The sequence below is a fragment of the Microbacterium sp. Z12_35 genome (genome assembly GCF_058310475.1).
On sequence record NZ_JBZEGJ010000001.1, the window covers coordinates 1,291,789 to 1,315,317 of the forward strand.

Genomic DNA, 23,529 nt, shown 5'->3' on the forward strand with positions numbered 1-23,529 from the left:
TCAGTCCTCCGCGGGCGCCACCACGTTCTCCGCGGCCTGGATGATCGGGATCGCCTCCGTGATGGCCTCGAGCCCCGACAGGCGCATCGGGGAGAGCTGCTTGATGACCTCCGCCCGCGACATCAGCCCCGCCTCCACGACGAGGTCGGCGACGCTCCGCCCGGTCAGCAGCGCGGTTTTCGCCAGCGCCGCCGACGCCGCGTAACCGATGAAGGGCGTCAGGGCGGTCACGACACCGACAGACGAACCGACCATGGCGCCCAGCCGCTCCCGGTTGACGGTGATGCCCTCGATGCAGTTGACGCGCAGCGTCCACATGGCCTGCTGCATCCACGTCATGGACTGGAAGATCGAATGCGCGATGACCGGCTCGAACGCGTTCAGCTGCAGCTGGCCGCCCTCGACCGCCATCGTCACGGTGAGGTCGGCACCGGCGACGGCGAACGCGACCTGATTCACCACCTCGGGGATGACGGGGTTGACCTTTCCCGGCATGATGCTGGAGCCCGCCTGCCGGGCGGGGAGGTTGATCTCCCCCAGGCCGGCCTGTGGGCCGCTGGAGAGCAGGCGCAGGTCGTTGCAGATCTTCGACAGCTTGATCGCGTTGCGCTTGAGAGATGAAGAGAACGACATGAACGCGCCCGTGTCGCTCGTGGATTCCACGAGGTCGGTCGCCGTCTCCAGGTCCAGTCCGGTGTTCTCGCGGAGGTGACGCAGAACCGCGCGGGCGTATCCGGCATGCGTGGTGATCCCGGTGCCGATCGCGGTGGCGCCCATGTTGATCTCGGACAGCAGGTAGGCGTTCTCGGTGAGACGGTTGTAATCCTCGCCCAGCGTGGTGGCGAACCCGTGGAACTCCTGCCCCAGGGTCATGGGCACGGCATCCTGCAGCTGCGTGCGACCGACCTTCAGCACGTCGTGGAACTGCGCCGCCTTGTCCAGGAAAGCCTGCCGCAGGAGGGCCAGCTGCTCGAGCAGGCTGTGCAGCGTCAGGGACAGGCCCACCTTCACCGCGGTCGGATACACGTCGTTCGTCGACTGACTGCGGTTCGTGTGGTCGATGGGCGAGAGGAAGGCGTAGTCGCCCTTCTCGCGTCCGGCCATCTCCAACGCGATGTTGGTGATCACCTCGTTGGCGTTCATGTTCGTCGAGGTGCCCGCGCCGCCCTGGATGACGCCGACGACGAACTGGTCGTGGAACTCCCCGTCCATCACGCGTTGCGCCGCGGCATCGATCAGGTCCGCCTTGTCGGCATCGAGCACGCCGATCTCGCGGTTGGCCCGTGCGGAGGCCTGCTTCACCATCGCCAGAGCGCACACCAGATTGGGGTAGACGGAGATCGGGCGTTTGGAGATGGGGAAGTTCTCGAGGGCGCGCGCCGTATGGATGCCCCAGTAGGCGTCGGCGGGAATCTCGAGCGAGCCGAGGGAGTCGGTCTCGAGACGGGTACGCGTCGTTGCGTCCAGTGCCATGTGATTGTCCTCGTGGGTCGCTTCACGTCGGTCGGGGATGCCCCGAGCCTACCCGCCGGGCCTCCCGGCCAGCCGTGGCCGCGGCGTCCAGCGAGCTCTCGGCGGCCGCCGCAGCGGACGGCTCACGCCTCCGCGGGACGCTTGCGCGAGAACGCCTCGAGACGCTCGTCCGGGCTCAGCCGGGACATCCGCTCGGCCCACGCCGCCGAGAAGTAGCCCGAGGGCTCCGCATCCACGACCGGCACGACCGCGGAGGTCACGGTGTCGTCGTAGACGTGGACGAGATGAAAAGACTGGCCGGCATCCATGCCGTTGACCTCCACGGCCGGTCGCGCGAGGTCCATGGTGTAGCACGTCGCCGCGGCCACGCTCACGGGCACCCCGGCGAAGGTGCCGCTGGTGGAGTAATGCAGGTGCCCGGCAAGGATCAGCCGCACGTCGGAGCCGGCGATGGCCTCGGCGAGCCCGGCCTGGTCACGCAGCTCGAGGATGTCGAAGAGGGGGATGTGCGTCGGCAGCGGTGGGTGATGCAGGGCGAGGACCGTTCCGAGCGGCGCCGGTTGGGCCAGAACGTCGCGCAACCACGCCAGCTGCGCCGCATCCACATCGCCGTGGTGCCATCCCGGAACCGTGCTGTCCAGCGCGATCAGGCGCAGTCCGCCCAGGTCCCACACACCGGTCACCGGCTCTTCGGACGGGGCGAGCCCGAGGAGGTCGCGGCGCAACGCAGGCCGCTCGTCGTGATTGCCCGCGACCCAGATCACGGGCGCCCCGAGGCGCTCGGCGACGGGCTCCACCGTCGCGCGCAGAGCGTGGTAGGCCTCGGGCTCACCCAGGTCGGTCAGATCCCCCGTGAAGACGATGGCGTCGGGGCGTACACCCAGGCCCGCGACGGCCTCCAGAGTGCGTGCGAGGTTGCCCGCCGTGTCGTACCGGCCGGCGAGCCGCTGGTTCCCAGCGAGCAGATGCGTGTCGCTCACGTGCACGATCACGCGGCGGGCGGGGGGATGCTGACCGAACTGAACCGCGGAGACCATGCCTCCACCCTAGAGCGGGGCGCCGACGCGATCAGTGCCCGACGACGATGAGGATCAGCCCGGCGAGCACCGCCAGCCCACAGACGACGAAGCACCCGTACGCGCCCAGGAGGGCGATGCGCTTCTGGGCGGCGCTGAGCGGGTTCTTCCTGGCCGCCTTGGCCGCGGCCTTCGCCGCGCGGCGCCGCTGTTTCTCGGTCACGACCGCGATGGCGTCGGTGAACTCCGCCGGGGCGACCACGGGAACACGCCCCGCGCGGACGAGCAGCCGGAGGCCGAGCGCGTAGAAGAGCACGACGACCACAGCGCCGAGCAGCGCCACGGCGAACACCAGCAGGAAGGAGAACCAGTCGATGGTCACTTGTCGCTCCCTTCGTCGGTGCGGGAGGGGGCGTCCGACGTTGCGGCCGATTCATGCGAGAGCCGCCGCTGGCGGCGCGTGGGCGGGGGGTTCCGCTGGACCTTCACGGCGCGGCCGGAAACGGCCACCTCGCTCATGGCGTTGGACGACGTCACCTGGTTCCGGCGGGAGCGCAGGAACAGCCCGAGCACGGTCACGCCGGCCAGGATCGCGTCCACGAGGATGCCCCAGCCCCCGAGCCAGACCACCAGAAGCGCCGCGAGCGCACCGACCCCACCGGCGGCCGGGAGAGTCAGGAGCCAGCCGATCCCGATGCGACCCGCCGTGCGCCAGCGCACGATGGAACCGCGGCGACCGAGACCCGACCCGATCACGGATCCCGACGCCACCTGCGTCGTCGACAGAGCGAAGCCCAGTGCGCTGGAGGCGAGGATGGTGGAGGCCGTGGACGTCTCGGCCGCGAATCCCTGGGCAGGCTTGACGTCGGTCAGGCCCTTTCCGAGCGTGCGGATGATGCGCCATCCGCCCATGTAGGTGCCCAGTGCGATCGTGACCGCGCACGCGATGATCACCCACAGCTGCGGCTCGTGGTGGGCGGACGATTGCCACCCCACCGTGATGAGCGCGAGGGTGATGACGCCCATCGTCTTCTGCGCGTCGTTGGTGCCGTGTGCGAGGGCGACGAGGCTGGACGTGAAGATCTGCCCCCAACGGAATCCGTCGCGTCCGTCCGGCCTGTTGTCGTACCGGCGGGTGACGGCGTAAGCGATCTTCGTGACGGTGAAGGCGATGATCCCGGCCGTGAGCGGCGCGACCAGGGCAGGCAGGATCACCTTCGACAGCACGACACCGAAGTCGATCGCGGTTGCTCCCACGCCCACGAGCGTGGCGCCGATGAGTCCCCCGAACAGCGCGTGGGACGAACTCGAGGGCAACCCCAGCAGCCACGTGAGCATGTTCCACGTGATGGCGCCGATCAACCCCGCGAAGATGATGGCCGGGAAGATCGATGCGGAGATCTCGTCTTCGCGGATGATCCCGCCCGAGATGGTCTTGGCCACTTCGGTGGACAGGAACGCGCCGACGAGGTTCAGCACGGCAGCCAGGAGCACCGCCACCTTGGGCTTCAGGGCGCCGGTGGCGATGGGCGTGGCCATCGCGTTCGCCGTGTCGTGGAACCCGTTCGTGAAATCGAAGAACAGTGCCAGCAGAATCACCAGCACGATGACGAGAGTTGCGGTCTCCACCGTTCGCTTCCTTGAGGGGATAGGGGGCCGACGTCGCGGCCGTGTGACGAACGAACAGTTCACCGTCTTGTTGCACCCCGTTAACCGGGCACCGAAGAATCCTGACACCCTCGCCAGCCCTGGTCAACTTGGCCCAGCGCCCTCGCGATCCGTGCTCCACTACCGTGGGAACGTGACTGACACCGCAGCATCCCCTCTCGCGCCGCAAGCCGCCCGCAAGCCCGTCGCTCGCACGCACCACGGCGACACGTTCGACGATCCGTACGAATGGCTGCGGGCCAAGGACGACCCGTCCGTGATCGCGCATCTGGAGGCGGAGAACGCCTTCACGCAGTCCCGCACGGCGCACCTCGAAGGGCTCCGGGACCGGATCTTCTCCGAGATCAAGGGGCGGACCCAGGAGACGGATCTGTCGGTGCCCGCCCGCCGTGGGCAGTGGTGGTACTACGGACGCACCCTGGAGGGCAGCCAGTACGGCATCCAGTGCCGTGCCCCGATCCGGTCGGAGGATGACTGGACCCCGCCCGAGCTCTCGCCCGACGCCGAGGTCCCCGGCGAGCAGGTGCTCCTCGACGGGAACATCGAGTCCGAGGGTCACGAGTTCTTCTCGCTGGGCAGCTTCGAGGTATCCACGGACGGGAACCGCATGCTGTACGGCGTCGATGTCGCCGGGGACGAGCGTTACACGGTGCGGGTCCGCGACCTCGTCACCGGCGCGAACCTGCCGGACGAGATTCCCGGGACCTTCGCCGGAGCGAGCTTCTCGCCGGACGGGCGGTTCATCGTGTACACGACAGTGGATGACGCGTGGCGCCCCGACACCGTGTGGGTGCACGAGATCGGCACCCCGGTGTCCGACGACGTGACGCTCTTCACGGAGCCCGACGAGCGGTACTGGGTCGGCGCCGGTTTCACGCGCAGCGACCGGTACCTCGTGATCGAGGTCGGGTCGTCCATCACCAGCGAGGAATGGCTGGTGGATGCCGCCGACCTGCGCGCCGAGCCGCGCGTCATCTGGCCTCGGCGCGAAGGGGTGGAGTACTCCGCATCCCATGCCGTGGTCGACGGCGAAGACGTGCTGTACATCCTGCACAACGACGGCGCCCTCGACTTCGAGCTCGTGCGGGTCCCCGCATCCGACCCGCAGGGCGACCGCCACGTCGTGCTCGCCCACGAGCCGGGGCGCCGGCTGCTGGACCTCGACACGTTCCGGGACTGGGGCGTGGCCGCCTACCGTCGTGAGGGGCTGGCCCGCATCGCGCTGCTGAACTACGCCGACGGGTCGACGGACGAACTGGAGTTCGGCGAGCCGCTCTACAGCGTGGGCACCGCCGGCAATCCGGAGTGGGCCCCTCCCCTGCTTCGCCTCGGGTACGGATCGTTCGTCACGCCCGGCACCGTCTACGACTACGACATCGCGACGGGCGCGCTGTTGCTGCGCAAGCGTCAGCCGGTGCTCGGCGGCTACGAGCCGTCGGACTACGCGCAGGAGCGGGTCTGGGCGACGGCGCAGGATGGCACGCAGGTGCCGATCTCGGTCGTCTGGAAGCGTTCGTTCGGCGAAGCGGGAGCCGCGCCCCGGCCGGTGCACCTCTACGGGTACGGGTCTTACGAACATTCGATCGAGCCGGGGTTCTCCGTCGCGCGACTGTCTGAGCTGGACCGCGGCGTCGTTTTCGCCGTCGCCCACGTGCGCGGTGGCGGCGAGATGGGCCGCCAGTGGTACGAGGACGGCAAGCTGCAGGCCAAGCGCAACACCTTCACCGACTTCGTGGACTGCGCACGGCATCTGATCGACGCGGGATACACGACGCCGGACCGCATCGTCGCGGAGGGCGGCAGCGCCGGAGGCCTGCTGATGGGCGCGGTGGCGAATCTCGCACCCGAGCTCTTCGCCGGAGTGCTCGCCGACGTGCCCTTCGTCGATGCGCTCACGACGATCCTCGATCCCTCGCTGCCGCTCACGGTGATCGAGTGGGATGAATGGGGCGACCCGCTTCATGACCCCGACGTGTATGCGTACATGAAGTCGTATTCGCCGTACGAGAACGTCCGCGAGGGGGTGCGGTACCCCCGCATCCTGGCCGTGACGTCTCTCAACGACACACGCGTGCTGTATGTCGAGCCGGCCAAGTGGGTCGCGCGCCTCCGCGAGGTGGGCGCCGACGCGCTGCTGAAGTGCGAGATGGTCGCAGGCCACGGCGGTGTCAGCGGCCGCTACAACTCGTGGCGCGAGCGTGCCTTCGAGCTCGCCTGGCTTCTGGACGTGCTCGGCGTCGCCGACGCCTGACCCGCGGGGCGCCCCGGATCACGTGATGCGGCGCATCCAGATCAGGTGATGCGGCGGAGACAGGACGATCAGGCCGGAAACGTCCTGTGTACGCCGCATCTCCTGATTCGGGCGCGGGGAGCCGAAGAGCGCGGCCCGTTCACGCACCCGCGGCCGCGCGGCCGGGTCGGGCGATGCGGCGCATCCAGATCAGGTGATGCGCCACTGCATCCAGATCAGGTGTTGCGGCGGAGACAGGACGATCCGGCCGGAAACGTCCTGTGTACGCCGCATCTCCTGAACTCGGCGCGGGGAGCCGAAGAGCGCGGGCCGTTCACGCACCCGCGGACGCGGGCGGGTCAGGTGATGCGCCGCATCCAGATCAGGTGTGCGCCGCATCCAGATCAGGTGATGCGGCGGAGACAGGACGATCCGGCCGGAAACGTCCTGTGTACGCCGCATCTCCTGATTCGGGCGCGGGGTGAGCCGAAGAGCGCGGGCCGTTCACGCACCCGCGGACGCGCGGGCGGGTCAGCCGAAGAGCGCGGCGGCCTCTTCGTAGCGGTAGTACGGCACGGAGTTGAGCTCTCCGAGGGCGTCCGCGAAGGGCACGCGGACGATGTCGGTCCCCTGCATGGCGACCATCTGGCCCCACGCCCCCTCCATGAGCGCATCGGCGGTGTGCAGCCCGAGGCGCGTGGCCAGCACACGGTCGAACGCCGACGGCGAACCCCCGCGCTGGATGTGGCCGAGCACCGTCGAGCGGGTCTCGATGCCGGTGATCCGCTCGATCTCCGGAGCGAGGATCTCGCTGATGCCGCCCAAGCGCGGGCGGTTGAACGCGTCGAGCCCCTTGTCGCTGTAGGCCTCTTCCATCCCCGTGAGGGTGAAGCCCTCCGACACGACCACCAAGGGCGCCCGGCCGCGATCGTGAGCGCGGGAGACCTGCGCGCAGATCTCATCGATCGACATCGGAACTTCCGGGATGCAGATCACATGGGCTCCCGCGGCGATGCCGGCGTGCAGCGCGATCCACCCCACGTGGCGACCCATGACCTCCGCGACCATGCAGCGCTGGTGCGAATCGCCCGTGGTACGCAGGCGGTCCATCGCATCGGTGGCGATGTTCACGGCCGTATCGAAGCCGAAGGAGTAGTCCGTGGCACGCAGGTCGTTGTCGATCGTCTTCGGGACCCCGAGCACGTTGATGCCGTCTTTCGCCAGCCGATCGGCCGCCGCCAGAGTGCCCTCGCCGCCGATCGCGACGATGCCGTCGATGCGGTGGCCGTAGAGCGTCTTGGCGATGTTCTCCGCTCCCCCGCGCGGACCCTCGTAGGGGTTCGTGCGGCTCGTCCCGAGGATGGTGCCGCCCACCTTCGACAGGCCCTTCACCTCGTGCCGGGTGAGGGGGAAGAAGTCCGCGTCCACGACGCCGCGCCATCCATCGCGGATACCGACGAATTCCATGTCGTAGGTCGTCGTGCCCTTGAGTACGACGCCGCGGATGACCGCGTTCAGGCCGGGGCAGTCCCCGCCGCTCGTCAGGATGCCGATCTTCATAGCTGTGGTCCTCGCTGTGTGGGGTGAAGAATCCGGCGACGCTGCCACCCCGACCCTAGCGCGGCCTCCCGTCGGGCGGCCACAGGGCGCGGATGACGCGTCAGTCGCCCCCGAGCGCCTGCCGCAGCAGGTGCGACAGCGCGCTCAGCTGCACAGAGTCGCTCGAGGTCGGGTCCGTTGCCACGCCGTCCAGCGCGCGCAGTGCGAGCCCTTGCTTGGAGTCGATGAGCTCGGCGATCTTGGTGTCGATCGTATGAGCGGCGATGATCCGCCACGCCGTGACCGGCTCGTCCTGGCCGATGCGGTGCACGCGGTCGATCGCCTGGGTCTGCTCGGCCGCGGTCCAGCTCAGCTCGGCGAGCACGACGTTCGACGCGGCCTGCATGTTCACCCCGACACCCGCGGCGGTCAGCGAACACACCGCGATCCCGACGCCCGGGTCGTTGTTGAACGCATCGATGGCGGCCTGGCGCGCCGTGGTGGTCTGATCGCCGCGGAGGGACACGGTGCGCACCCCGGATGCGGCGAAGTGCGCCTCCGCAGCATCCATCACGTCGATGTGCTTGGCGAAGAACACCACCTTTCCGACCGACCGTTGCAGCTGCACGGTGTAGTCGGCCGCGAGGTGGGCCTTGGCCTTGCCGATGCGGCGGACCATGGTGAACACGTTCTCCGAGCCGGACCCCGCCGCCTTGGACTCGTCCAGCTCGTTCTGCGCCACCAGGCGCACGATGTCGTCGTCGATCTCGCCGGGGGCGAGCCCACGGGCACCGCGCGCGTCGAGGATGCGGCGGTACTTCGCCGCGAGGCGGTCGGCGAGTTCGCGCTCGGCCCGACGGATCGAACGGCCCTCTTCGCCGTCGAGCTCCACGGGGAGGTCGGCGACGAGCTTGTCGGGCAGGTCGGCGGCGACGTCCTTCTTCTTGCGGCGCACGATCCCCATCGAGATGACGGCGTTGCGGGCCTCCGGGTAGAAGGCCTTGTCGGCCGGCGTCAGACCGGACGTGTCGAGCTTCTCCATCAGCTCCGGACCGGGCTTCTCGCCGTTCGTCCAGCCGAGGTAGCGCCAGATGGCATCGAAGTCTTCGACGTCGTTGATCAGCGGGGTTCCGGTGAGCGCCAGCAGCAGCGGGTCACGCACCTGCTCGCGGATGCGGGCGGCCAGGGCCAGCACGTTCTGCGAGCGCTGCGAGGAGAGGTTCTTGATGAAGTGCGCCTCGTCGACGACCATGCCCTTCAGGCCGATCGAGCTGAGCCACGCGAGGTGCCGGTCGAGGATCTCGTAATTCACGATGAACACGTCGGCGAACGCGTCCATGTCTTCACCATCGCCGGAGATCACGGTCGCGCGGCGCTGCGGCGTCCACCGGTGCACCTCGCGCGCCCAGTTCATCTTGACGACGTTGGGGACGACCGCCAGGAGCGGGTAGGCGTCGGCGACGGATGCGGCCAGCACCGACTCGGCCGTCTTACCCAGGCCCGGTTCGTCGGCGAGCAGGAACGTCCGGTGCCCCTCGCGCACGGCTTCGAGGAACCGTGACTGGTGGGGCATGACCTCCAGGCCCCGAGGCGAGAGCCGGTCGTACTCGGGGACGTCGGGAAGATCCATGGATGCGGCGGCCCCGCCGGCGCCGGTCTCGAACGCCTTGTACAGCGGTCCCATCAGCTCCCAGCCGTCCAGCCGGCGCCGCGGCGTGGCCTGGGCCGGACGCGCGCCGAGGTCGGGGGCGAGGAAGGGGTTGGCCATCTTGCGCGCTTCGACGGCGGGCGGGATGACCTGTCGCTCTGCCAGTGCCGCCGGTACGACCTGCGCGGTGGCGGGGGCGACATCGGTGATGATGAGCTCGTCCGGCGGAAGTTCGGCGCCGGACTCGAGCAGCCAGTCGCGACGCATCCGCCGTGCGACCGGCGACGCGGCCTGGTCGACTTCGAGCAGCTGGATGAGGGAGGTGTCTCGCGCGGCGGTCTTGGCGAGGATCGTCGCGACGCCGTCGAGCCGTTTGAGCAGCTCCGCACGCGCCGCGTCCGGAAGCTCGGTGTCGGCTTTCACCCGCGCGCGCTCTTCGCGCACGAGGAAGGCGATCACCTGGAACTTCACCCGGTTGGTCGGGCCGAGCTTGCCGCGCTGCGCCTTCGCCTCGACCTCTCGCACCTTGCGGGCGAGGATCGGGATGAGTGGGGCCTCGTCGTCGCGGCGCGCGGACGAGGACTTCCTGCGCCTCTGGCCAGAGCCGGAAGCGGCGGTCGCCGTGGTCGGCATGCTCCTCCTGAGCGTGTCATCCGGCCCTCGCCGTCATCGACGACGAGGAGTCCGGTAGGTCTGCGATCCCGCGGGGCGGCGCGAGCCGTGACTCCCTCGGGGCGGTTCCCTCACCCTGTCGCAGGCGTTCGCTGAGGCGAGCTGCGTCGTGGGGAAGGAGAATTCCGATAGCCAGTGTAGCGCTTCGCGGAGGAGATCAGCCGCCCAGCGTCGCCAGAATGTCTTCCGTATACCCCTCGGGCGAGATGTTCAGCCATCCCGTCGCAACCCACAGGTCGCCGCGCAGCGCGTGCGTCTCCCCCCGCACGTACTCGGTGTCCTCGAGGGTCACCCCCCGCTGTTCGATGCGGCAGACCGTCGCCCCGTCCGCGTCGTCGCAGCCGAATCCGGCGGCCACGAGCGCGTCGGCGACCGTAGCGGCCTGCCCCGCGTCCACGACGGAGATGTTGGTGGCCAGGCCTACCTCGCTGGGCGCTCCCCACGTGCACCGCAGGGTGGGCACCGTATCGAGGAGCTCCAGCAGAGTGGCGTTCTGGGTGGAGAGCATCGAGATGCCCGGGTCGTTCAGCGGCGGCACTTCGCTCTCCAGCAGGGCACGCATATCGGCGGAGTAGATCTCACCGCAGTCCGCGGGCAGCGCGGCCGTGGGTGTCGGGTCCGCCGACGGCGACGCCGTGCTCGACGGCGACGGGGATGCGGCGGAGCCCTCCGGGGTCGGCTCGACGCGCGGCTCCGGTGCGCAGCCGCTCAGGCCGAGCGCGAGCGCCGCCACCGCGACGGCCGTGGGCAGGGCGAAGCGGGTAGAGAACATGGCGCACCTCCGGGATCAGCCTCGACCCTAACGCGGCGCCGGGCCGCGGCCCGGTCGCTCAGCGGGCGCGTCGCAGCCGCAGACTGTTCAGCACCACGAAGAGGCTGGAGAAAGCCATCGCGGCTCCGGCGATCATCGGGTTCAGCAGCCCCAGCGCGGCCAGCGGGAGCGCTGCGACGTTGTACGCGAACGCCCAGAAGAGGTTCCCTCGGATGACGCCCATCGTCCGGCGGCTCACCCGCACGGCGGTGAGGATGCCGCGGGGATCGCTCCGTACCAGCGTGATGTCGCTGGCGTGCATGGCCGCGTCAGTGCCGCCGCCCATGGCGATCCCGAGATCGGCTGTCGCCAGAGCCGCCGCGTCGTTGACGCCGTCCCCGACCATCGCAACGGTGCGCCCCTCCGCCCGCAGCCGCTCGATCGCGGCCACCTTTCCCTCCGGTGTCGCTCCGGCCGACACCGTCGAGATGCCGAGTTCGCGGGCCACGGCGGCCGCGACGCGTGCGTTGTCCCCGGTGAGCAGTTGCACGTCCAGTCCGGCTGCGCGCAATCCGGCGACCGTCTCGCCGCTCTCCGGGCGCACGGCATCGGCCACGACGAAGACGGCGCGGGCACGCAGCATCCCGCGTTCGTCAGCCCAGCCGGTCACGACGACGGTGCCGCGTTCCTCCGCTGCCGAGACGGCGGCGTCGAGCGCGGGCGCAACGTCGGCGCCGAGCTCGCGCGCGAACCCGATGCGGCCGGCGAACGCCTCGCGCCCCTCGACCATGCCGGTGACGCCGGCGCCGGCCCACGCGCGAAAGCCCTCGACGACACCACCAGCGGCCGATGCGCCGGCGATGGCTCGGGCCACGGGATGCTCCGAGTGGCTCTCGAGCGCAGCCGCCACCCGCCGCGCCTCCGCCTCGTCCCCCGGCTCGGCGACGACATCGATCAGGGTCATCCGACCGGTGGTGAGCGTTCCGGTCTTGTCCAGGACGATCGTGTCGATGCGCTGGGCGGATTCCAGCACCTCAGGACCGGTGATGAGCACGCCCAACTGGGCGCCGCGTCCCGTCCCGACGAGGATCGCGATGGGGGTAGCCAACCCCAGGGCGCAGGGACACGCGATGATGAGCACGGCGACCGCGGCGGTGAAGCCGGCCGCGACCGACCCGCCCGTCACCATCCACGCCAGCAGGGTGAGGATCGCCAGGCCGATCACGATCGGAACGAAAACGGCCGAGATCCGGTCGGCCAGCCGCTGCACACGGCTCTTGCAGGTCTGCGCGTGTTCGACCAGCCGCGCGATGTGCGCGAGCCGGGTGTCTTCTCCCACGGAGGTCGCCCGGATGACGAGGCGACCGTCGACGGCAATCGTGCCACCGGTCACCGTCTGGCCCAGCGCCGCCTCCGACGGGACGGACTCGCCCGTGAGCATGCCCTCGTCCACGGCTGCCACGCCGCCGAGCACGACGCCGTCGGCGGCGACCGTTCCGCCCGGGCGGACGACGAACGCGTCGCCCACGCGAAGGTCTTCGACGGGCACGGTCGTGCCGTCCTCGAGTTCCACGTCGGTCGCGCCGAGATCGAGCAGAGCACGGAGGGCGGCGCCCGCACGCCGCTTCGAGCGCTGCTCGATGAACCGGCCGAGGAGGAGGAACACCGTCACCGCGGCCGCGACTTCGAAGTACACCAGAGCGGTGGCGTCGTGCACCGGCCCGAAGAGCATGACCTCGTGCGAAACGCCGATGCGGCCGGCCGACCCGAACAGCAGAGCCCAGACGCTCCACAGGAATGCGGCCATCGTTCCGAGCGTGATGAGGGTGTCCATGGTCGCCGCCCCATGACGCGCGTTGGCGATCGTCGCGCGGTGGAACGGCCAGCCACCCCACAGCACCACCGGCGCGGTCAGCAGAAGCGACACCCATTGCCAGCCGGGGAACTGCCACGCGGGCACCATGCCGAGCGCGACGACGGGAACGGCCAACGCCGCGGACACGAGAAGGCGCGTGCGCAGCGGAGCCGCGCCGGGGCGATCCTCGACGTCATGGTCGTGCCCGGCGGTGTCATGGTTCGCGTCATGGCCGTGCCCGGCAGTGCCGTGGTTCGCGTCATGGCCGTGGCCGGCCGTGCGGCGTACCCGCGCGTCGTAACCGGCCTCCCGCACCGCACGCACGAGGCGGTCGGAATCCACGCTGTCCGGAAAGCTCACACGCGCGGACTCCGTGGCGAGGTTGACGCTCGCGTCCACACCCTCCACGGCGCGAAGGCGCTTTTCGACGCGCGCGACGCAACTCGCGCACGTCATCCCTTCGATGTCGAGCGTGGCCTCGTGGCGGAACCCCTCGGATGCGGTGGGCTCGGTGTGCGTGGTCATGTCTGCCTCCTGGCGTGCAACCAATATACCCCTGGGGGGTATTTTGAATTACTGCGCCTCGTCGTTGTCCACACCCGGTCCTAGTGTGGTGCCATGACGGCGTCGATGACCCGGGATCAGCGGATGGTGCTGTGGATCGCGATTCTCGGTTCGTTCGTCTCCTTCCTCGACGGCACGGTCGTGACCGTGGCGCTTCCGGCCATCCAGGAGGAGCTCGGCGGGGGGCTCACGACTCAGCAATGGGTGGTCGACGCATACCTCATCACCCTCGGCGCGCTGATCCTCGTTGCCGGCTCGCTCAGTGACGTGCTCGGTCGCCTCCTCGTCCTCAACATCGGCCTGGTCGGGTTCGGGGTGACCTCCATCGCGATCGCCGCTGCTCCGAGCCCCGAGTTCCTCATCGGTGCACGCGCTCTGCAGGGCGTTGCCGGCGCTCTCCTGGTGCCCAGTTCGCTGGCTCTCATCACCGCCAACTTCCGGGATGCGGCGCAGGCACGCGCCATCGGTATCTGGACGGCCGCGACCACCGGAGCGATGATCGCCGGGCCGGTGCTGGGCGGGCTCTTCGTCGACCTGCTGTCGTGGCGGCTGGCGTTCCTCATCAACGTCGTGCCGCTCGCGGTCACGCTCTTGCTGGTCGTACGGCTGGGTCACCGGGACTCCCGACGCGCCGGTGCGACCGTCGACGTGCTCGGCGCGGTGCTGTGCACCATCGGGCTCGGCGCGAGCGTGTTCGCCCTCATCGAGCAACCGACCCTCGGATGGGGCTCCCCCGCGATCTGGGGAACGATGGCGATCGGTCTGGCGTCGTTCGCCGGCTTCCTCGTGCGGCAGCGGTTCGCCCGTCAGCCGATGATGCCCCTCGACCTCTTCCGGGTGCGGAACTTCTGGACCGGCAACGTCGCGACCGCCTTCGTCTACGCCGCGTTGTCGTTGAACGGCTTCGTGCTCGGGGTGTACCTCCAGCAGGGGGCCGGGCTGCCCGCAACCCTGGCGGGCTTGGCCACCCTCCCGGTCACGCTCCTGATGATCGGATTCAGCGCGCGCGTGGGGGCGCTGGCAGGGCGCCGGGGCCCCCGTCTCTTCATGACCGCGGGCCCGCTGCTCATGGCAGTCGGCGCTCTGCTCCTGCTCACGGTGTCGGAGGACTTCTCCTACTGGTGGCAGGTGCTGCCGAGCGTGCTGGTCTTCGGTGCCGGCCTCACCCTGACCGTCTCGCCGCTGACAGCGGCCATCCTCGGCGCCATCGACGAGAGCCGCTCCGGAATCGCCTCCGCCGTGAACAACGCCGTGGCGCGGGTCGCGGGGCTCGTGGTCATCGCCCTGCTGGCCACGATCCTCGGCGGTTCCCTGGACCTCGACGGCTTTCACCGCGCGGCGGTCGTCACCGCGGCGCTCCTGGCCATCGGTGGCGTGGTCTCGTTCCTCGGCATCCGCGGGAGCGCCCGCGCGTAGGCTGGAACCATGCCCCGCATCACCGAACGCGAGCTCGCCGCGACGATCGACCACGCCATCCTCAAGCCCGAGCTGACGCGCGCGCAGGTGGACAGCGAGCTCGACATCGCCGCAGAGTGGGGCGTGTTCAGCGTCTGCGTCCGACCGTCCGATATCGCCTACGCGGTGCGGCGTCTGGATGGCACGGGCGTGGCTGTGGGGACGGTCATCGGCTTTCCGCACGGCACGACATCGACGGCCGCCAAGGTGGCGGAAGTCGCCCAGGCGCTCGCCGACGGTGCGAGCGAAGTCGACATGGTCGTGAACATCGGGTTCCTCCGCTCGGGTTTCGATGACGCGGTCCGCGACGACATCCACGCCGTGGCGGATGCGGCGGGCGGGCTCATCACGAAGGTGATCTTGGAGACCGCGTACCTCGACGACGAACAGATCGCCCGCGGCAGCCGCCTCGCGGAGGCCGCCGGTGCGGCATTCGTGAAGACCTCGACGGGCTTCGGCGGCGGCGGGGCCACGGTCGAGGACGTGCGCCTCATGCGGGCGAGCGTCGGCCCGGAGGTCGAAGTGAAGGCGTCCGGGGGTGTCCGGAGCCTGGACACCGCGCTCGCCATGCTCGACGCCGGGGCCACCCGCCTCGGTACGAGCGCGAGCGCCACCATCCTGGGCGAGTTGCGTGCCATTCAGAGCGGGCAAGCGGCGTCCGGCGCGCGGGACGATTCGTCCTACTGACCGCTGCGCTCCTGCGACTCGATGAGAACTGCGCGGACGCGGTCCACGTCGTCGGCCATCTGCTCCATGAGTGCGGGGATGCCGGCGAACGCGACCATTCCCCGGATACGGGCGGCAAAGCGGACCTCCACCCGGTGGCCGTAGAGATCGAGATCGGTTTCGTCCAGCACGTACGCCTCCACCTGCCGCACCGGCACATCGCCGAAGGTGGGGTTCACCCCGATGCTGATCGCCGCGGCATAGCGTGTGCCCGGGCGCAGCCCGTCCGACGACCCCTCATCGATGAGCCAGCCGGCATAGACCCCGTCCGCAGGGACGAACCCTTCCAGGTCGGGCGACAGGTTCGCCGTCGGGAACCCCAGCTCGCGCCCGCGCTTCAGACCGTGGACGACTTCGCCCCACACGGACGGCGCCCGCCCGAGGAGCTTCGCCGCACGCTCCACGTCTCCCTCGGCGAGAAGCTCGCGAATCCAGGTCGACGAGACGCGCCGGTCGTCGTCGATGGCCCGGACGTCGTCCACGACGTCGACGACGAACCCGTACTCCCGGCCCATGGATCGCAGAAGGTCCGGGTTTCCCGACCCACCGCGACCGAAACGGAAGTCCTGGCCGACGAGGACCGTGCGTACGTCGAGCGCCTCGACGAGCACGTGGCGCACGAATTCCTCGGCCGTCAGCGCGGCGAGCGTCTCGTCGAAGGTCAGCAGCAGGGTGGCATCCACTCCTGCACGCTCGAGCAGGTCCAGCTTCTGGTGCACCCCGATGAGGTCGGCGGGGCGGACCTCCGGCCGGAGCACGCTGAGCGGGTTCCGGTCGAAGGTCACCGCGACGAGGCGCGCGCCGCCGGTGGCAGCATCCACGCGCGCCCGGTCGATGACCGCACGGTGCCCGGCGTGCACGCCGTCGAACTTGCCGATGGCCACGACCGACGGGCCGAAGTCGGAGGGGACATCGGCGGGGTCGTGGAAGACGATCACGACGCCACCGTCGCCGTCGCGCGGGCGGGAGCGGTAACGCGATGGGCCGCGAGCCACCACAGGCCGAGGAACGGCAGCACGAGCGGCACGAAGAGGTAGCCGTAGCCGTAGAGGGACCACACGGTCGGATGCTGGAACAGCTCGGGCAGCATAAGGCTGAGGGTCCCGACGATGAGGACGCCCGCGAGTTCGAAGCCGATCGCCACCCAGGCCACCGCGTACCAGGTGCGGCGGCCGGCGAACACGAGCGCGAGCGTGGCGACGATGTACACCACCGCGCTGACCGCCGACAGCGTGTACGCCAGTGGCGCCTCCTCGAACCGCTGAACGATCTGCACGAAGGAACGACCGGTCGCGGCGAGGGCCATGACGAGATAGACGATCACCAGGACGCGGCCGATGCCGGTCATCCGGCCAGGAGTGCGAGTTGCCATGACCTGTCAATCCTAGGCCGCGCTGTGACGCGGTCCGCCCCGTCTCACGCGATCTGCACCGTCCAGATCACGTGCATCCGCCACACCATGACCGCGACCGCCAGCGCGGCGACTCCCATGATGACCGTGCTCCAGCGGCTGCGTTCGACAAGCGCCCACGCGACGCCCACGGGAGGAAGGAGCGCCGCGGACACGAGGTACACCCAGAATTCCAGCGCGCTCCCGGTCGGCGGGTTGCCCGCCCACGGCGCGATGATCGCGGTGACGATCTGGGCGATCAGCAGTAGTTCGATGAGCGCGAGACCGCCGACGGTGACATCCCCCGGGCGGCGCCCCGCGAGACCGGCGATGATGGCGACCGTGCCCGCCACGCCTGCCACGACCAGCTGCACGATCGTGAACCAGAGGATCATGGGCGCTGCTCCTCCGGCATGTTCATGGCGCTCTTCAGGTCTTGCCCGCGGGCTTCGACGATGCCGACGAGCGCGCCGTGAGGATCGATCGCCGCCCCCCGGACGCCCCCCAAGCGGTGCGCGGCCCCGGCGAGACGCTTGCCATGGCGCAGGTCGCGCGCCTCATCCGCCGATACCGCCACGGCGCCGAGCACGGTCGTCGCCGCTGCAGCAGGAGACAGCATCCGCTCGGGCTCCAGAGCGTCGATGTCCGTGGCGTCCGTCACGGGGAAGGGGCCCACGCGTTCGCGCCGCAGGGCGGTGAGGTGGCCGCCCACCCCGAGCGCGGCGCCGAGGTCGCGGGCGAGAGCGCGGATGTACGTGCCGCTGGAGCAGTCCACGACGACGTCGACGTCGATGTGTCCGGCCGATCGGCGCGTCGCGAGCACATCGAAGCGGCTGACGGTCACCTCACGCGCGGCCAGTGCCACCTCCACGCCGGCGCGGGCGAGGTCGTACGCGCGTCGGCCCTGCACCTTGATCGCCGACACACGGCTGGGGATCTGGGAGATCGCCCCGGTGAGATCGGCCACGCCGCGGGCGATGGATGCGTCGTCCACGACGTCGAGCGCTGCGGCATCGGCACGTTCGGACACGGTGCCGTCGGCGTCATCCGTGTCGGTGCTCTCCCCCAGCCTGATGGTCGCGGTGTAGGTCTTGTCCGCTCCGACGAGGAAGGTGAGAAGGCGTGTCGCACCCTCGACACCCAACACGAGCAGTCCCGTCGCCATCGGATCCAGCGTCCCGGCGTGACCGATCTTCCGGGTGCCGAGCGCCCGCCGGGCGCGGGCGACCACATCGTGGCTGGTGATGCCCGCCGGTTTGTCCACGAGCAGGATGCCGCTTGCCACCATCAGCAGAAGTCCCCGAAGATGCGCACGGGAGAAGCCAGGTCGGAGTTCTCCACGATCGCCGACGCCGCCTTCCGCGGGTCGGCTTCGCGGAGATAGAGAGCCTGACCGGACCGGTACCGGACGTTGGCGGGGGCGTCCGGATCCGGGTCGCTGCCGTCCCGCACCGCCATGCGGGCGTAGGACACGCGGAAGGGCACCTCCAGCCACACCGACCAGTCCCACAGGCCCCGCAACTCCGGCCGGTGCAGGAACACCCCATCGACGACGAGGACGGCGTCGCGCGGAGCCGTCACCCATTCCGATGGAACCGGCACGTCGCGGGCGGCGTCGAACGCCGACAGTTGGAACCCGGTACTTCCGCCCGTGCGGAACGGGTCGATGAGCACGCGGCGGAAGGTCGCGTAGTCGAAGGAGTCACGGTAGAAGCCTTCCGGCGACGTGCGACCTCGCGCATACCGTTCTGCGCGCGGACGGTGGAACCCGTCGATCGACGCGCGGAACACCGCTCCCCCCTCCTCCGCGAACACGTCGGCGAGACCGTCGGCGAAGACCGTCTTGCCGGCACCGTCGACGCCATCCACGGCGACGATCACGCGACCGGCGCGATAGTGCAGGCGCACCTCGTCGCGCAGTTCGCGAAGGAGGGAGACCGCGGGAGTGGTGGGGAGCCGCACCCTTCCAGGGTACGGGCCTCGCCTCCCCCCTCGGCACGGCGACGCCCTGGCGCTCGTAGGCTGGACGGTATGCCCGACCTCGCGGCGCCTCTCCAGGCCTGGTACCGCACGAACGCGCGCGACCTGCCGTGGCGCCGGCCCGGGTTCGGCGCGTGGGGCACGCTCGTCAGCGAGTTCATGCTGCAGCAGACACCGGTGGCTCGCGTCATCCCCCATCTGGAGGCATGGCTGTCGCGGTGGCCGACGCCGACGGCACTGGCGGCCGACCCGCCGTCCGAGGCCGTACGGCAATGGGCGAACCTCGGCTATCCCCGCCGCGCGCTGTGGCTGCACCGCGCGGCCGTGCAGATCCGCGACCGACATGACGGCATCGTGCCGCGCGAGGTGGAAACGCTCCTGTCCTTGACGGGCATCGGGGATTACACCGCACGCGCGGTGGCCGTCTTCGCGTATGGCGATCGGCACCCCGTGGTCGACACGAACACCCGTCGTGTGCTCGCCCGCGCGGTGGCCGGTCGCGCCCAGCCCGGTCCGCCCTCGCGGCGCGACCTGGAGGAGATGACCGCCGTCCTCCCGGACGATGTCACCGCATCCACGGTCGTCAACGCCGCGGTGATGGAGTTGGGTGCCACGATCTGCACGGCACGGTCGCCCCGCTGTGATGCGTGCCCGATCGCGTACGCCTGCGCGTGGCGGGCGGCGGGTTACCCGCCCTCGGCAGACCGGCGCCGGCGGCAGGCGCGCTACGAGGGCAGCGACCGCCACGCGCGCGGCGCGGTGCTCAAGTCGCTGCGGGATGCTGCGCCCTCGCCCCTTCGCCTGGACGAAGTGCTGGTGGAGTGGCCCGACGCGCAGCAGCGCGACCGGGCCATCGACTCGCTGATCGCGGACGGTCTGGCCGAAGCCGGGGAGGAACTGCTGCGCCTCCCCCGGTGAAGCCGGGCGGCCTCGGTCAGCGGGTCAGGACCGGGAAAGGTCGTCCGCGTCCACCGAGTCGGCGTCATCCGCTTCCGCGGCATCGGCGTCGGCGTCGTCCGCTTCCGCGTCGTCCGCGTCATCCTCGTCGTCGGCCTCCTCCGCCACCTGGTCGAAGTCCTTCGGCTTGACGTAGGGGTCGGCGTCACCGGCGTAATTCCCCGCGGCGGCGAGGGCCGCGACGGCCTCATCGCGTTCGCGGGCCTCCCGCAGCAGCGCCGCGATGTGGTCGGCGTTCTCGGGGATCGCATCGAGGAAGAACTCGAGCGATGGCGTCAGCCGGGTGTTGAGATGCTTCCCCACCTCGGAGCGCAGCATCCCCGTCGCCGACTTCAGCGCGGCTGCCGTGTCGGCGCGGAGCGCCTCGTCGCCCATGACGGTGTAGAACACCGAAGCGTGCTGCAGATCGCCGGTCACCTTGACGTCGGTGATGGTGACGAAACCGAGGCGCGGGTCGCGCAGCCCCTTCTCGAGCCGCTCAGCGAGCACCACGCGGATGCGGTCGGCCACTCGTGCCTGTCGTTCGGATGCCATGTCTTCTACTCCCTCTCACACCGTGATGGTGTTTCCTACCACGTTCGCTATGGGTCATTCCTGCCCCGGCGAGGATTCGGATGTTCCGCCGGAGCGATCGGGGTAGGGGCCCCTCTCTCGCGGAGGCGGGACATCCGAATCCTCAACCCCCGGAGCAGTGGCCGAACCCCGGCCCGGTCGGAAACCGAAGAGGCCCCGAGCCGCAGCCCGGGGCCTCTCTGGAATCAGCCTCGCGGCTTCTCGATCATTTCGGTCGTCTCGATCTCGTCACCGATCTGGATGTCGTTGAACCTACCGAGTCCGATACCGGCCTCGAAGTCCGTACGCACCTCGGTGACGTCGTCCTTGAACCGGCGCAGCGACTCGATGGCCAGGCCATCGGCGAGCACGACGCCGTCGCGGATGACGCGCGCCTTCGCGTTGCGCGTGATCGTTCCGGAGCGGACGATGACACCGGCGATGTTGCCGAACTTCGAGGAGCGGAACACCTCGCGGATCTCGGCGACACCCGACTGGACCTCTTCGAACTCCGGCTTGAGCAGACCCTTGAGCGACTGCTCGACATCGTCGATCGCGTTGTAGATGACGGAGTAGAACCGGACATCCACACCCTCGCGGGCAGAACGCTCACGCGCCTTCGTGTCGGGGCGGACGTTGAACCCGATGACGATCGCGTTGTCGATCGTCGCGAGGTTGATGTCCGACTCCGTGATGGCGCCGACACCGCGGTGGATGATCCGCAGTTGCACGCTGTTGTCGACCTCGATCTTGAGGAGCGACTCCTCCAGCGCCTCGACGGCACCGGACACGTCACCCTTGATGATGAGGTTGAGCGACTCGACCTTGCCCTCTTCGAGAGCCCGGGTGAAGTCCTCGAGCGAGATGCGCTTGCGAGCCTTGGCCAGCTGGGCGTTGCGCTCGGCCGCTTCACGCTTCTCGGCGATCTGACGGGCCAGGCGGTCTTCCTCGGTCACGATGAACGTGTCACCGGCGCGGGGCACGGAGTTCAGACCCTGCACCTGCACGGGACGCGACGGCCACGCTTCCAGAACGGCTTCGCCGTTCTCGTCCGCCATGGCACGAACCCGGCCGTAGGCCGTGCCCGCGACGATCGCGTCACCGACGCGGAGCGTTCCGGACTGGATGAGCACCGTGGCGACCGATCCGCGTCCCTTGTCGAGCTTCGCTTCGATCGCGACACCGCGTGCGGCCTTGTTCGGGTTCGCCGTGAGGTCGAGCCCGGCGTCAGCGGTCAGCAGCACCGCATCCAGAAGATCCTGGATACCGATGTTGTTGCGCGCGGACACGTCGACGAACATGACGTCGCCGCCATACTCCTCGGCCACGAGACCGTATTCGGTCAGCTGCTGGCGCACCTTCGCGGGGTTCGCGTCATCCTTGTCGATCTTGTTCACCGCGACCACGATCGGCACGTTCGCCGCCTGAGCGTGGTTGAGGGCCTCCACCGTCTGCGGCATGATGCCGTCGTCGGCGGCGACCACCAGGATCGCGAGGTCGGTCACCTGCGCACCACGGGCACGCATGGCGGTGAACGCCTCGTGACCCGGTGTGTCGATGAAGGTGATGGCGCGCTCGATGCCCTCGTGCTCGGTCCAGACCTGGTACGCACCGATGTGCTGCGTGATGCCGCCGGCTTCGCCCGCGACCACGTTGGTCTGGCGGATGGCGTCCAGCAGTCGCGTCTTACCGTGGTCGACGTGACCCATGACGGTCACGACGGGCGGGCGGATCTCGAGGTCGTCTTCACTCTCGGCCTCGAGCTCTGCCTCCAGGTCGAGACCGAAGCCCTCCAGGAGCTCCTTGTCCTCGTCCTCGGGCGAGACCATCTGGATGTTGTAACCCAGCTCGCCGCCGAGCACCTCGAACGTCGCCTCATCCAGCGATTCGGTGGCCGTGGCCATCTCACCCAGGTTGAACAGGATCGTCACGAGCGTGCCGGGCTGGACCGTGTAGCCGGTCAGGGCCTCGATCTTGTCGGCGAAGTCCGAGATGGACGCCCCACGGCGCATCCGGATGATCTCTCCGTTGCCCTTGGTGACATTGACGCCGCCGACGACGGGCGCCGACCGCATCTCGAACTCTTGCCGCTTCGCCCTACGCGACTTGCGCTGCTTGGACTTGCCGCCACCCTTACCGAAGGCACCCGCGGTGCCACCGCCGGGGCCACGGCCGCGGCCACCGCCGCCACCGGGACGGCCGGCGAAACCACCGCCGGCCGGAGCACCCGGACGCGGAGCGCCGAAGCCACCGCCGCCACCGGGACGACCGGGACCGCCGGGACGCTGCTGGAAGGGCGCACCACCCGGACGACCGCCACCACCGGGGCGACCTGCGCCGCCGGGGCGCGGAGCACCCGGACGCGGGGCACCGGGACGCGGAGCCTGCGGACGGGGGATGTTGCCGGGCGACGGGCGCTGGCCCATGCCCTGCTGAGAGGAGAACGGGTTGTTGCCCGGACGCGGACCGGCGGGACGCTGGCCCATGCCCTGCTGCGACGAGAACGGGTTGTTACCCGGACGCGGTGCACCACCCGGACGCGGTGCCTGCGGGGCGGCGGGGCCGGGCCGAGGCGCGCCGGAGGGAGCTGCCGGAGCGGCGTCCGAAGGCGCGGACGCCTCGGGGGCCGACGGTGCCGGAGCGGGCGCTGCCGCAGCGGGCGCTGCCGGAGCCGGCGCTGACGGAGCGGGCGCCGCGGGTGCCGCCGGAGCCGGAGCGGCTTCGGCAGGGGCTGCCGGGGCGCTGGCGGCCGGGGCCGCCGGGCGCGCGGGAGCCGCCGGACGGGAAGGTCCGGGCTTGGCCGAGGAACGCGCGGGGCCGGCGGATGCGGCTGTCGGGGCCGGAGCGGCACCATCAGCCGAGAGCGCGGCCCGGAGCTTGCGAGCCACCGGCGGCTCGATGGTGGACGAGGGGCTCTTGACGAACTCGCCGAGCTCCTTGAGCTTCGCGAGAGCGACCTTGCTGTCGACGCCGAGTTCGGAAGCGATCTCGTGTACGCGTGGTTTTGCCACAATTCTCCTGTCTGGGGGCCTACCCCGGACAGGGCAGACCGT

Annotated in this window: 19 protein-coding genes; 4 read left to right on the forward strand and 15 right to left on the reverse strand. The window is 70.0% G+C overall.

The window, feature by feature from the left end; all coding sequences use genetic code 11:
• The 4 genes from AC4FS1_RS06445 to AC4FS1_RS06460 all read right to left on the reverse strand — a co-directional run bounded on the left by AC4FS1_RS06445 (window position 1) and on the right by AC4FS1_RS06460 (window position 4,118).
• On the reverse strand, window positions 1-1,473 hold the full coding sequence (locus AC4FS1_RS06445) for an aspartate ammonia-lyase (RefSeq protein ID WP_491153474.1): 1,473 nt from the start codon (window positions 1,471-1,473) through the stop codon (window positions 1-3).
• 122 nt (window positions 1,474-1,595) lie between these two features.
• On the reverse strand, window positions 1,596-2,510 hold the full coding sequence (locus AC4FS1_RS06450; RefSeq protein WP_491153476.1) for a phosphodiesterase: 915 nt from the start codon (window positions 2,508-2,510) through the stop codon (window positions 1,596-1,598).
• A 31-nt stretch (window positions 2,511-2,541) separates the two neighbouring features.
• Complete coding sequence (locus tag AC4FS1_RS06455; RefSeq protein WP_491153478.1) at window positions 2,542-2,871, reverse strand: peptidase; 330 nt, start codon at window positions 2,869-2,871, stop codon at window positions 2,542-2,544.
• Window positions 2,868-4,118: an inorganic phosphate transporter gene (locus AC4FS1_RS06460; protein WP_491153480.1), complete on the reverse strand. Its 1,251-nt coding sequence runs from the start codon at window positions 4,116-4,118 to the stop codon at window positions 2,868-2,870. The genes AC4FS1_RS06455 and AC4FS1_RS06460 overlap by 4 nt, the downstream gene beginning before the upstream one ends.
• Before the next feature lie 172 nt (window positions 4,119-4,290).
• Here AC4FS1_RS06460 and AC4FS1_RS06465 point away from each other — a divergent pair, with 172 nt between their 5' ends.
• Window positions 4,291-6,408: a S9 family peptidase gene (locus AC4FS1_RS06465; protein WP_491153482.1), complete on the forward strand. Its 2,118-nt coding sequence runs from the start codon at window positions 4,291-4,293 to the stop codon at window positions 6,406-6,408.
• 510 nt (window positions 6,409-6,918) lie between these two features.
• Here AC4FS1_RS06465 and AC4FS1_RS06470 read toward each other — a convergent pair.
• From AC4FS1_RS06470 to AC4FS1_RS06485, 4 genes are all read right to left on the reverse strand, one after another.
• A complete protein-coding gene (locus tag AC4FS1_RS06470) occupies window positions 6,919-7,947 on the reverse strand; it encodes a 6-phosphofructokinase (RefSeq protein WP_491153484.1) in 1,029 nt (342 codons plus the stop codon).
• 100 nt (window positions 7,948-8,047) lie between these two features.
• On the reverse strand, window positions 8,048-10,207 hold the full coding sequence (locus tag AC4FS1_RS06475; protein WP_491153486.1) for a DEAD/DEAH box helicase: 2,160 nt from the start codon (window positions 10,205-10,207) through the stop codon (window positions 8,048-8,050).
• A 196-nt stretch (window positions 10,208-10,403) separates the two neighbouring features.
• Window positions 10,404-11,018: a hypothetical protein gene (locus AC4FS1_RS06480; RefSeq protein ID WP_491153487.1), complete on the reverse strand. Its 615-nt coding sequence runs from the start codon at window positions 11,016-11,018 to the stop codon at window positions 10,404-10,406.
• Window positions 11,019-11,076: 58 nt separating this feature from the next.
• The gene (locus AC4FS1_RS06485; protein ID WP_491153488.1) at window positions 11,077-13,377 is read right to left on the reverse strand and encodes a heavy metal translocating P-type ATPase; all 2,301 of its coding nucleotides are present in this window, start codon (window positions 13,375-13,377) and stop codon (window positions 11,077-11,079) included.
• A 93-nt stretch (window positions 13,378-13,470) separates the two neighbouring features.
• On the opposite strand from AC4FS1_RS06485, the gene AC4FS1_RS06490 reads away from it, so the two are divergent.
• Window positions 13,471-14,832, forward strand: coding sequence for an MFS transporter (locus AC4FS1_RS06490; protein WP_491153489.1), 1,362 nt, complete (start codon window positions 13,471-13,473; stop codon window positions 14,830-14,832).
• Window positions 14,833-14,841: 9 nt separating this feature from the next.
• Window positions 14,842-15,558: a deoxyribose-phosphate aldolase gene (deoC, locus tag AC4FS1_RS06495; protein WP_491153491.1), complete on the forward strand. Its 717-nt coding sequence runs from the start codon at window positions 14,842-14,844 to the stop codon at window positions 15,556-15,558.
• Here the strand turns inward: deoC and AC4FS1_RS06500 are convergent.
• The 5 genes from AC4FS1_RS06500 to AC4FS1_RS06520 are packed head-to-tail and all read right to left on the reverse strand — an operon-like array spanning window position 15,552 to window position 18,949.
• Window positions 15,552-16,535, reverse strand: coding sequence for a bifunctional riboflavin kinase/FAD synthetase (locus AC4FS1_RS06500; protein ID WP_491153493.1), 984 nt, complete (start codon window positions 16,533-16,535; stop codon window positions 15,552-15,554). The two genes, deoC and AC4FS1_RS06500, sit on opposite strands and share 7 nt — an antisense overlap.
• Window positions 16,532-16,969 carry a hypothetical protein gene (locus tag AC4FS1_RS06505; protein ID WP_491153494.1) on the reverse strand — a complete coding sequence of 146 codons (438 nt, stop codon included), beginning with the start codon at window positions 16,967-16,969 and terminating at the stop codon, window positions 16,532-16,534. Before AC4FS1_RS06505 ends, AC4FS1_RS06500 begins: the two co-directional genes overlap by 4 nt.
• 44 nt (window positions 16,970-17,013) lie before the next feature.
• Complete coding sequence (locus AC4FS1_RS06510) at window positions 17,014-17,382, reverse strand: hypothetical protein (protein WP_491153495.1); 369 nt, start codon at window positions 17,380-17,382, stop codon at window positions 17,014-17,016.
• A complete protein-coding gene (gene truB, locus AC4FS1_RS06515; RefSeq protein ID WP_491153497.1) occupies window positions 17,379-18,275 on the reverse strand; it encodes a tRNA pseudouridine(55) synthase TruB in 897 nt (298 codons plus the stop codon). The genes AC4FS1_RS06510 and truB overlap by 4 nt, the downstream gene beginning before the upstream one ends.
• Window positions 18,275-18,949 (reverse strand): nucleoside/nucleotide kinase family protein, encoded by a 675-nt coding sequence (locus AC4FS1_RS06520; protein WP_491153498.1) that lies wholly within the window; start codon window positions 18,947-18,949, stop codon window positions 18,275-18,277. Before AC4FS1_RS06520 ends, truB begins: the two co-directional genes overlap by 1 nt.
• 69 nt (window positions 18,950-19,018) lie before the next feature.
• Here AC4FS1_RS06520 and AC4FS1_RS06525 point away from each other — a divergent pair, with 69 nt between their 5' ends.
• Complete coding sequence (locus AC4FS1_RS06525; RefSeq protein ID WP_491153500.1) at window positions 19,019-19,885, forward strand: HhH-GPD family protein; 867 nt, start codon at window positions 19,019-19,021, stop codon at window positions 19,883-19,885.
• Between the two features lie 24 nt (window positions 19,886-19,909).
• On the opposite strand, the gene rbfA is transcribed toward AC4FS1_RS06525, so the two are convergent.
• Both rbfA and infB read right to left on the reverse strand, forming a co-directional pair.
• Window positions 19,910-20,458 carry a 30S ribosome-binding factor RbfA gene (gene rbfA, locus AC4FS1_RS06530; protein WP_491153502.1) on the reverse strand — a complete coding sequence of 183 codons (549 nt, stop codon included), beginning with the start codon at window positions 20,456-20,458 and terminating at the stop codon, window positions 19,910-19,912.
• Between the two features lie 224 nt (window positions 20,459-20,682).
• Window positions 20,683-23,487 carry a translation initiation factor IF-2 gene (gene infB, locus AC4FS1_RS06535; protein WP_491153504.1) on the reverse strand — a complete coding sequence of 935 codons (2,805 nt, stop codon included), beginning with the start codon at window positions 23,485-23,487 and terminating at the stop codon, window positions 20,683-20,685.
• Between the last annotated feature and the right edge of the window lie 42 nt (window positions 23,488-23,529).

What these genes read in the sequence shown, in the direction of transcription:
- AC4FS1_RS06510 (WP_491153495.1), bottom strand. Translation starts at nt 17,382, where the DNA reads ATGATCCTCTGGTTCACGATCGTGCAGCTGGTCGTGGCAGGCGTGGCG.
- AC4FS1_RS06470 (WP_491153484.1), bottom strand. Translation starts at nt 7,947, where the DNA reads ATGAAGATCGGCATCCTGACGAGCGGCGGGGACTGCCCCGGCCTGAAC.
- truB (WP_491153497.1), bottom strand. Translation starts at nt 18,275, where the DNA reads ATGGTGGCAAGCGGCATCCTGCTCGTGGACAAACCGGCGGGCATCACC.
- AC4FS1_RS06450 (WP_491153476.1), bottom strand. Translation starts at nt 2,510, where the DNA reads ATGGTCTCCGCGGTTCAGTTCGGTCAGCATCCCCCCGCCCGCCGCGTG.
- AC4FS1_RS06525 (WP_491153500.1), top strand. Translation starts at nt 19,019, where the DNA reads ATGCCCGACCTCGCGGCGCCTCTCCAGGCCTGGTACCGCACGAACGCG.
- AC4FS1_RS06490 (WP_491153489.1), top strand. Translation starts at nt 13,471, where the DNA reads ATGACGGCGTCGATGACCCGGGATCAGCGGATGGTGCTGTGGATCGCG.
- AC4FS1_RS06445 (WP_491153474.1), bottom strand. Translation starts at nt 1,473, where the DNA reads ATGGCACTGGACGCAACGACGCGTACCCGTCTCGAGACCGACTCCCTC.
- rbfA (WP_491153502.1), bottom strand. Translation starts at nt 20,458, where the DNA reads ATGGCATCCGAACGACAGGCACGAGTGGCCGACCGCATCCGCGTGGTG.
- AC4FS1_RS06475 (WP_491153486.1), bottom strand. Translation starts at nt 10,207, where the DNA reads ATGCCGACCACGGCGACCGCCGCTTCCGGCTCTGGCCAGAGGCGCAGG.
- AC4FS1_RS06505 (WP_491153494.1), bottom strand. Translation starts at nt 16,969, where the DNA reads ATGGCAACTCGCACTCCTGGCCGGATGACCGGCATCGGCCGCGTCCTG.
- AC4FS1_RS06480 (WP_491153487.1), bottom strand. Translation starts at nt 11,018, where the DNA reads ATGTTCTCTACCCGCTTCGCCCTGCCCACGGCCGTCGCGGTGGCGGCG.
- deoC (WP_491153491.1), top strand. Translation starts at nt 14,842, where the DNA reads ATGCCCCGCATCACCGAACGCGAGCTCGCCGCGACGATCGACCACGCC.
- AC4FS1_RS06485 (WP_491153488.1), bottom strand. Translation starts at nt 13,377, where the DNA reads ATGACCACGCACACCGAGCCCACCGCATCCGAGGGGTTCCGCCACGAG.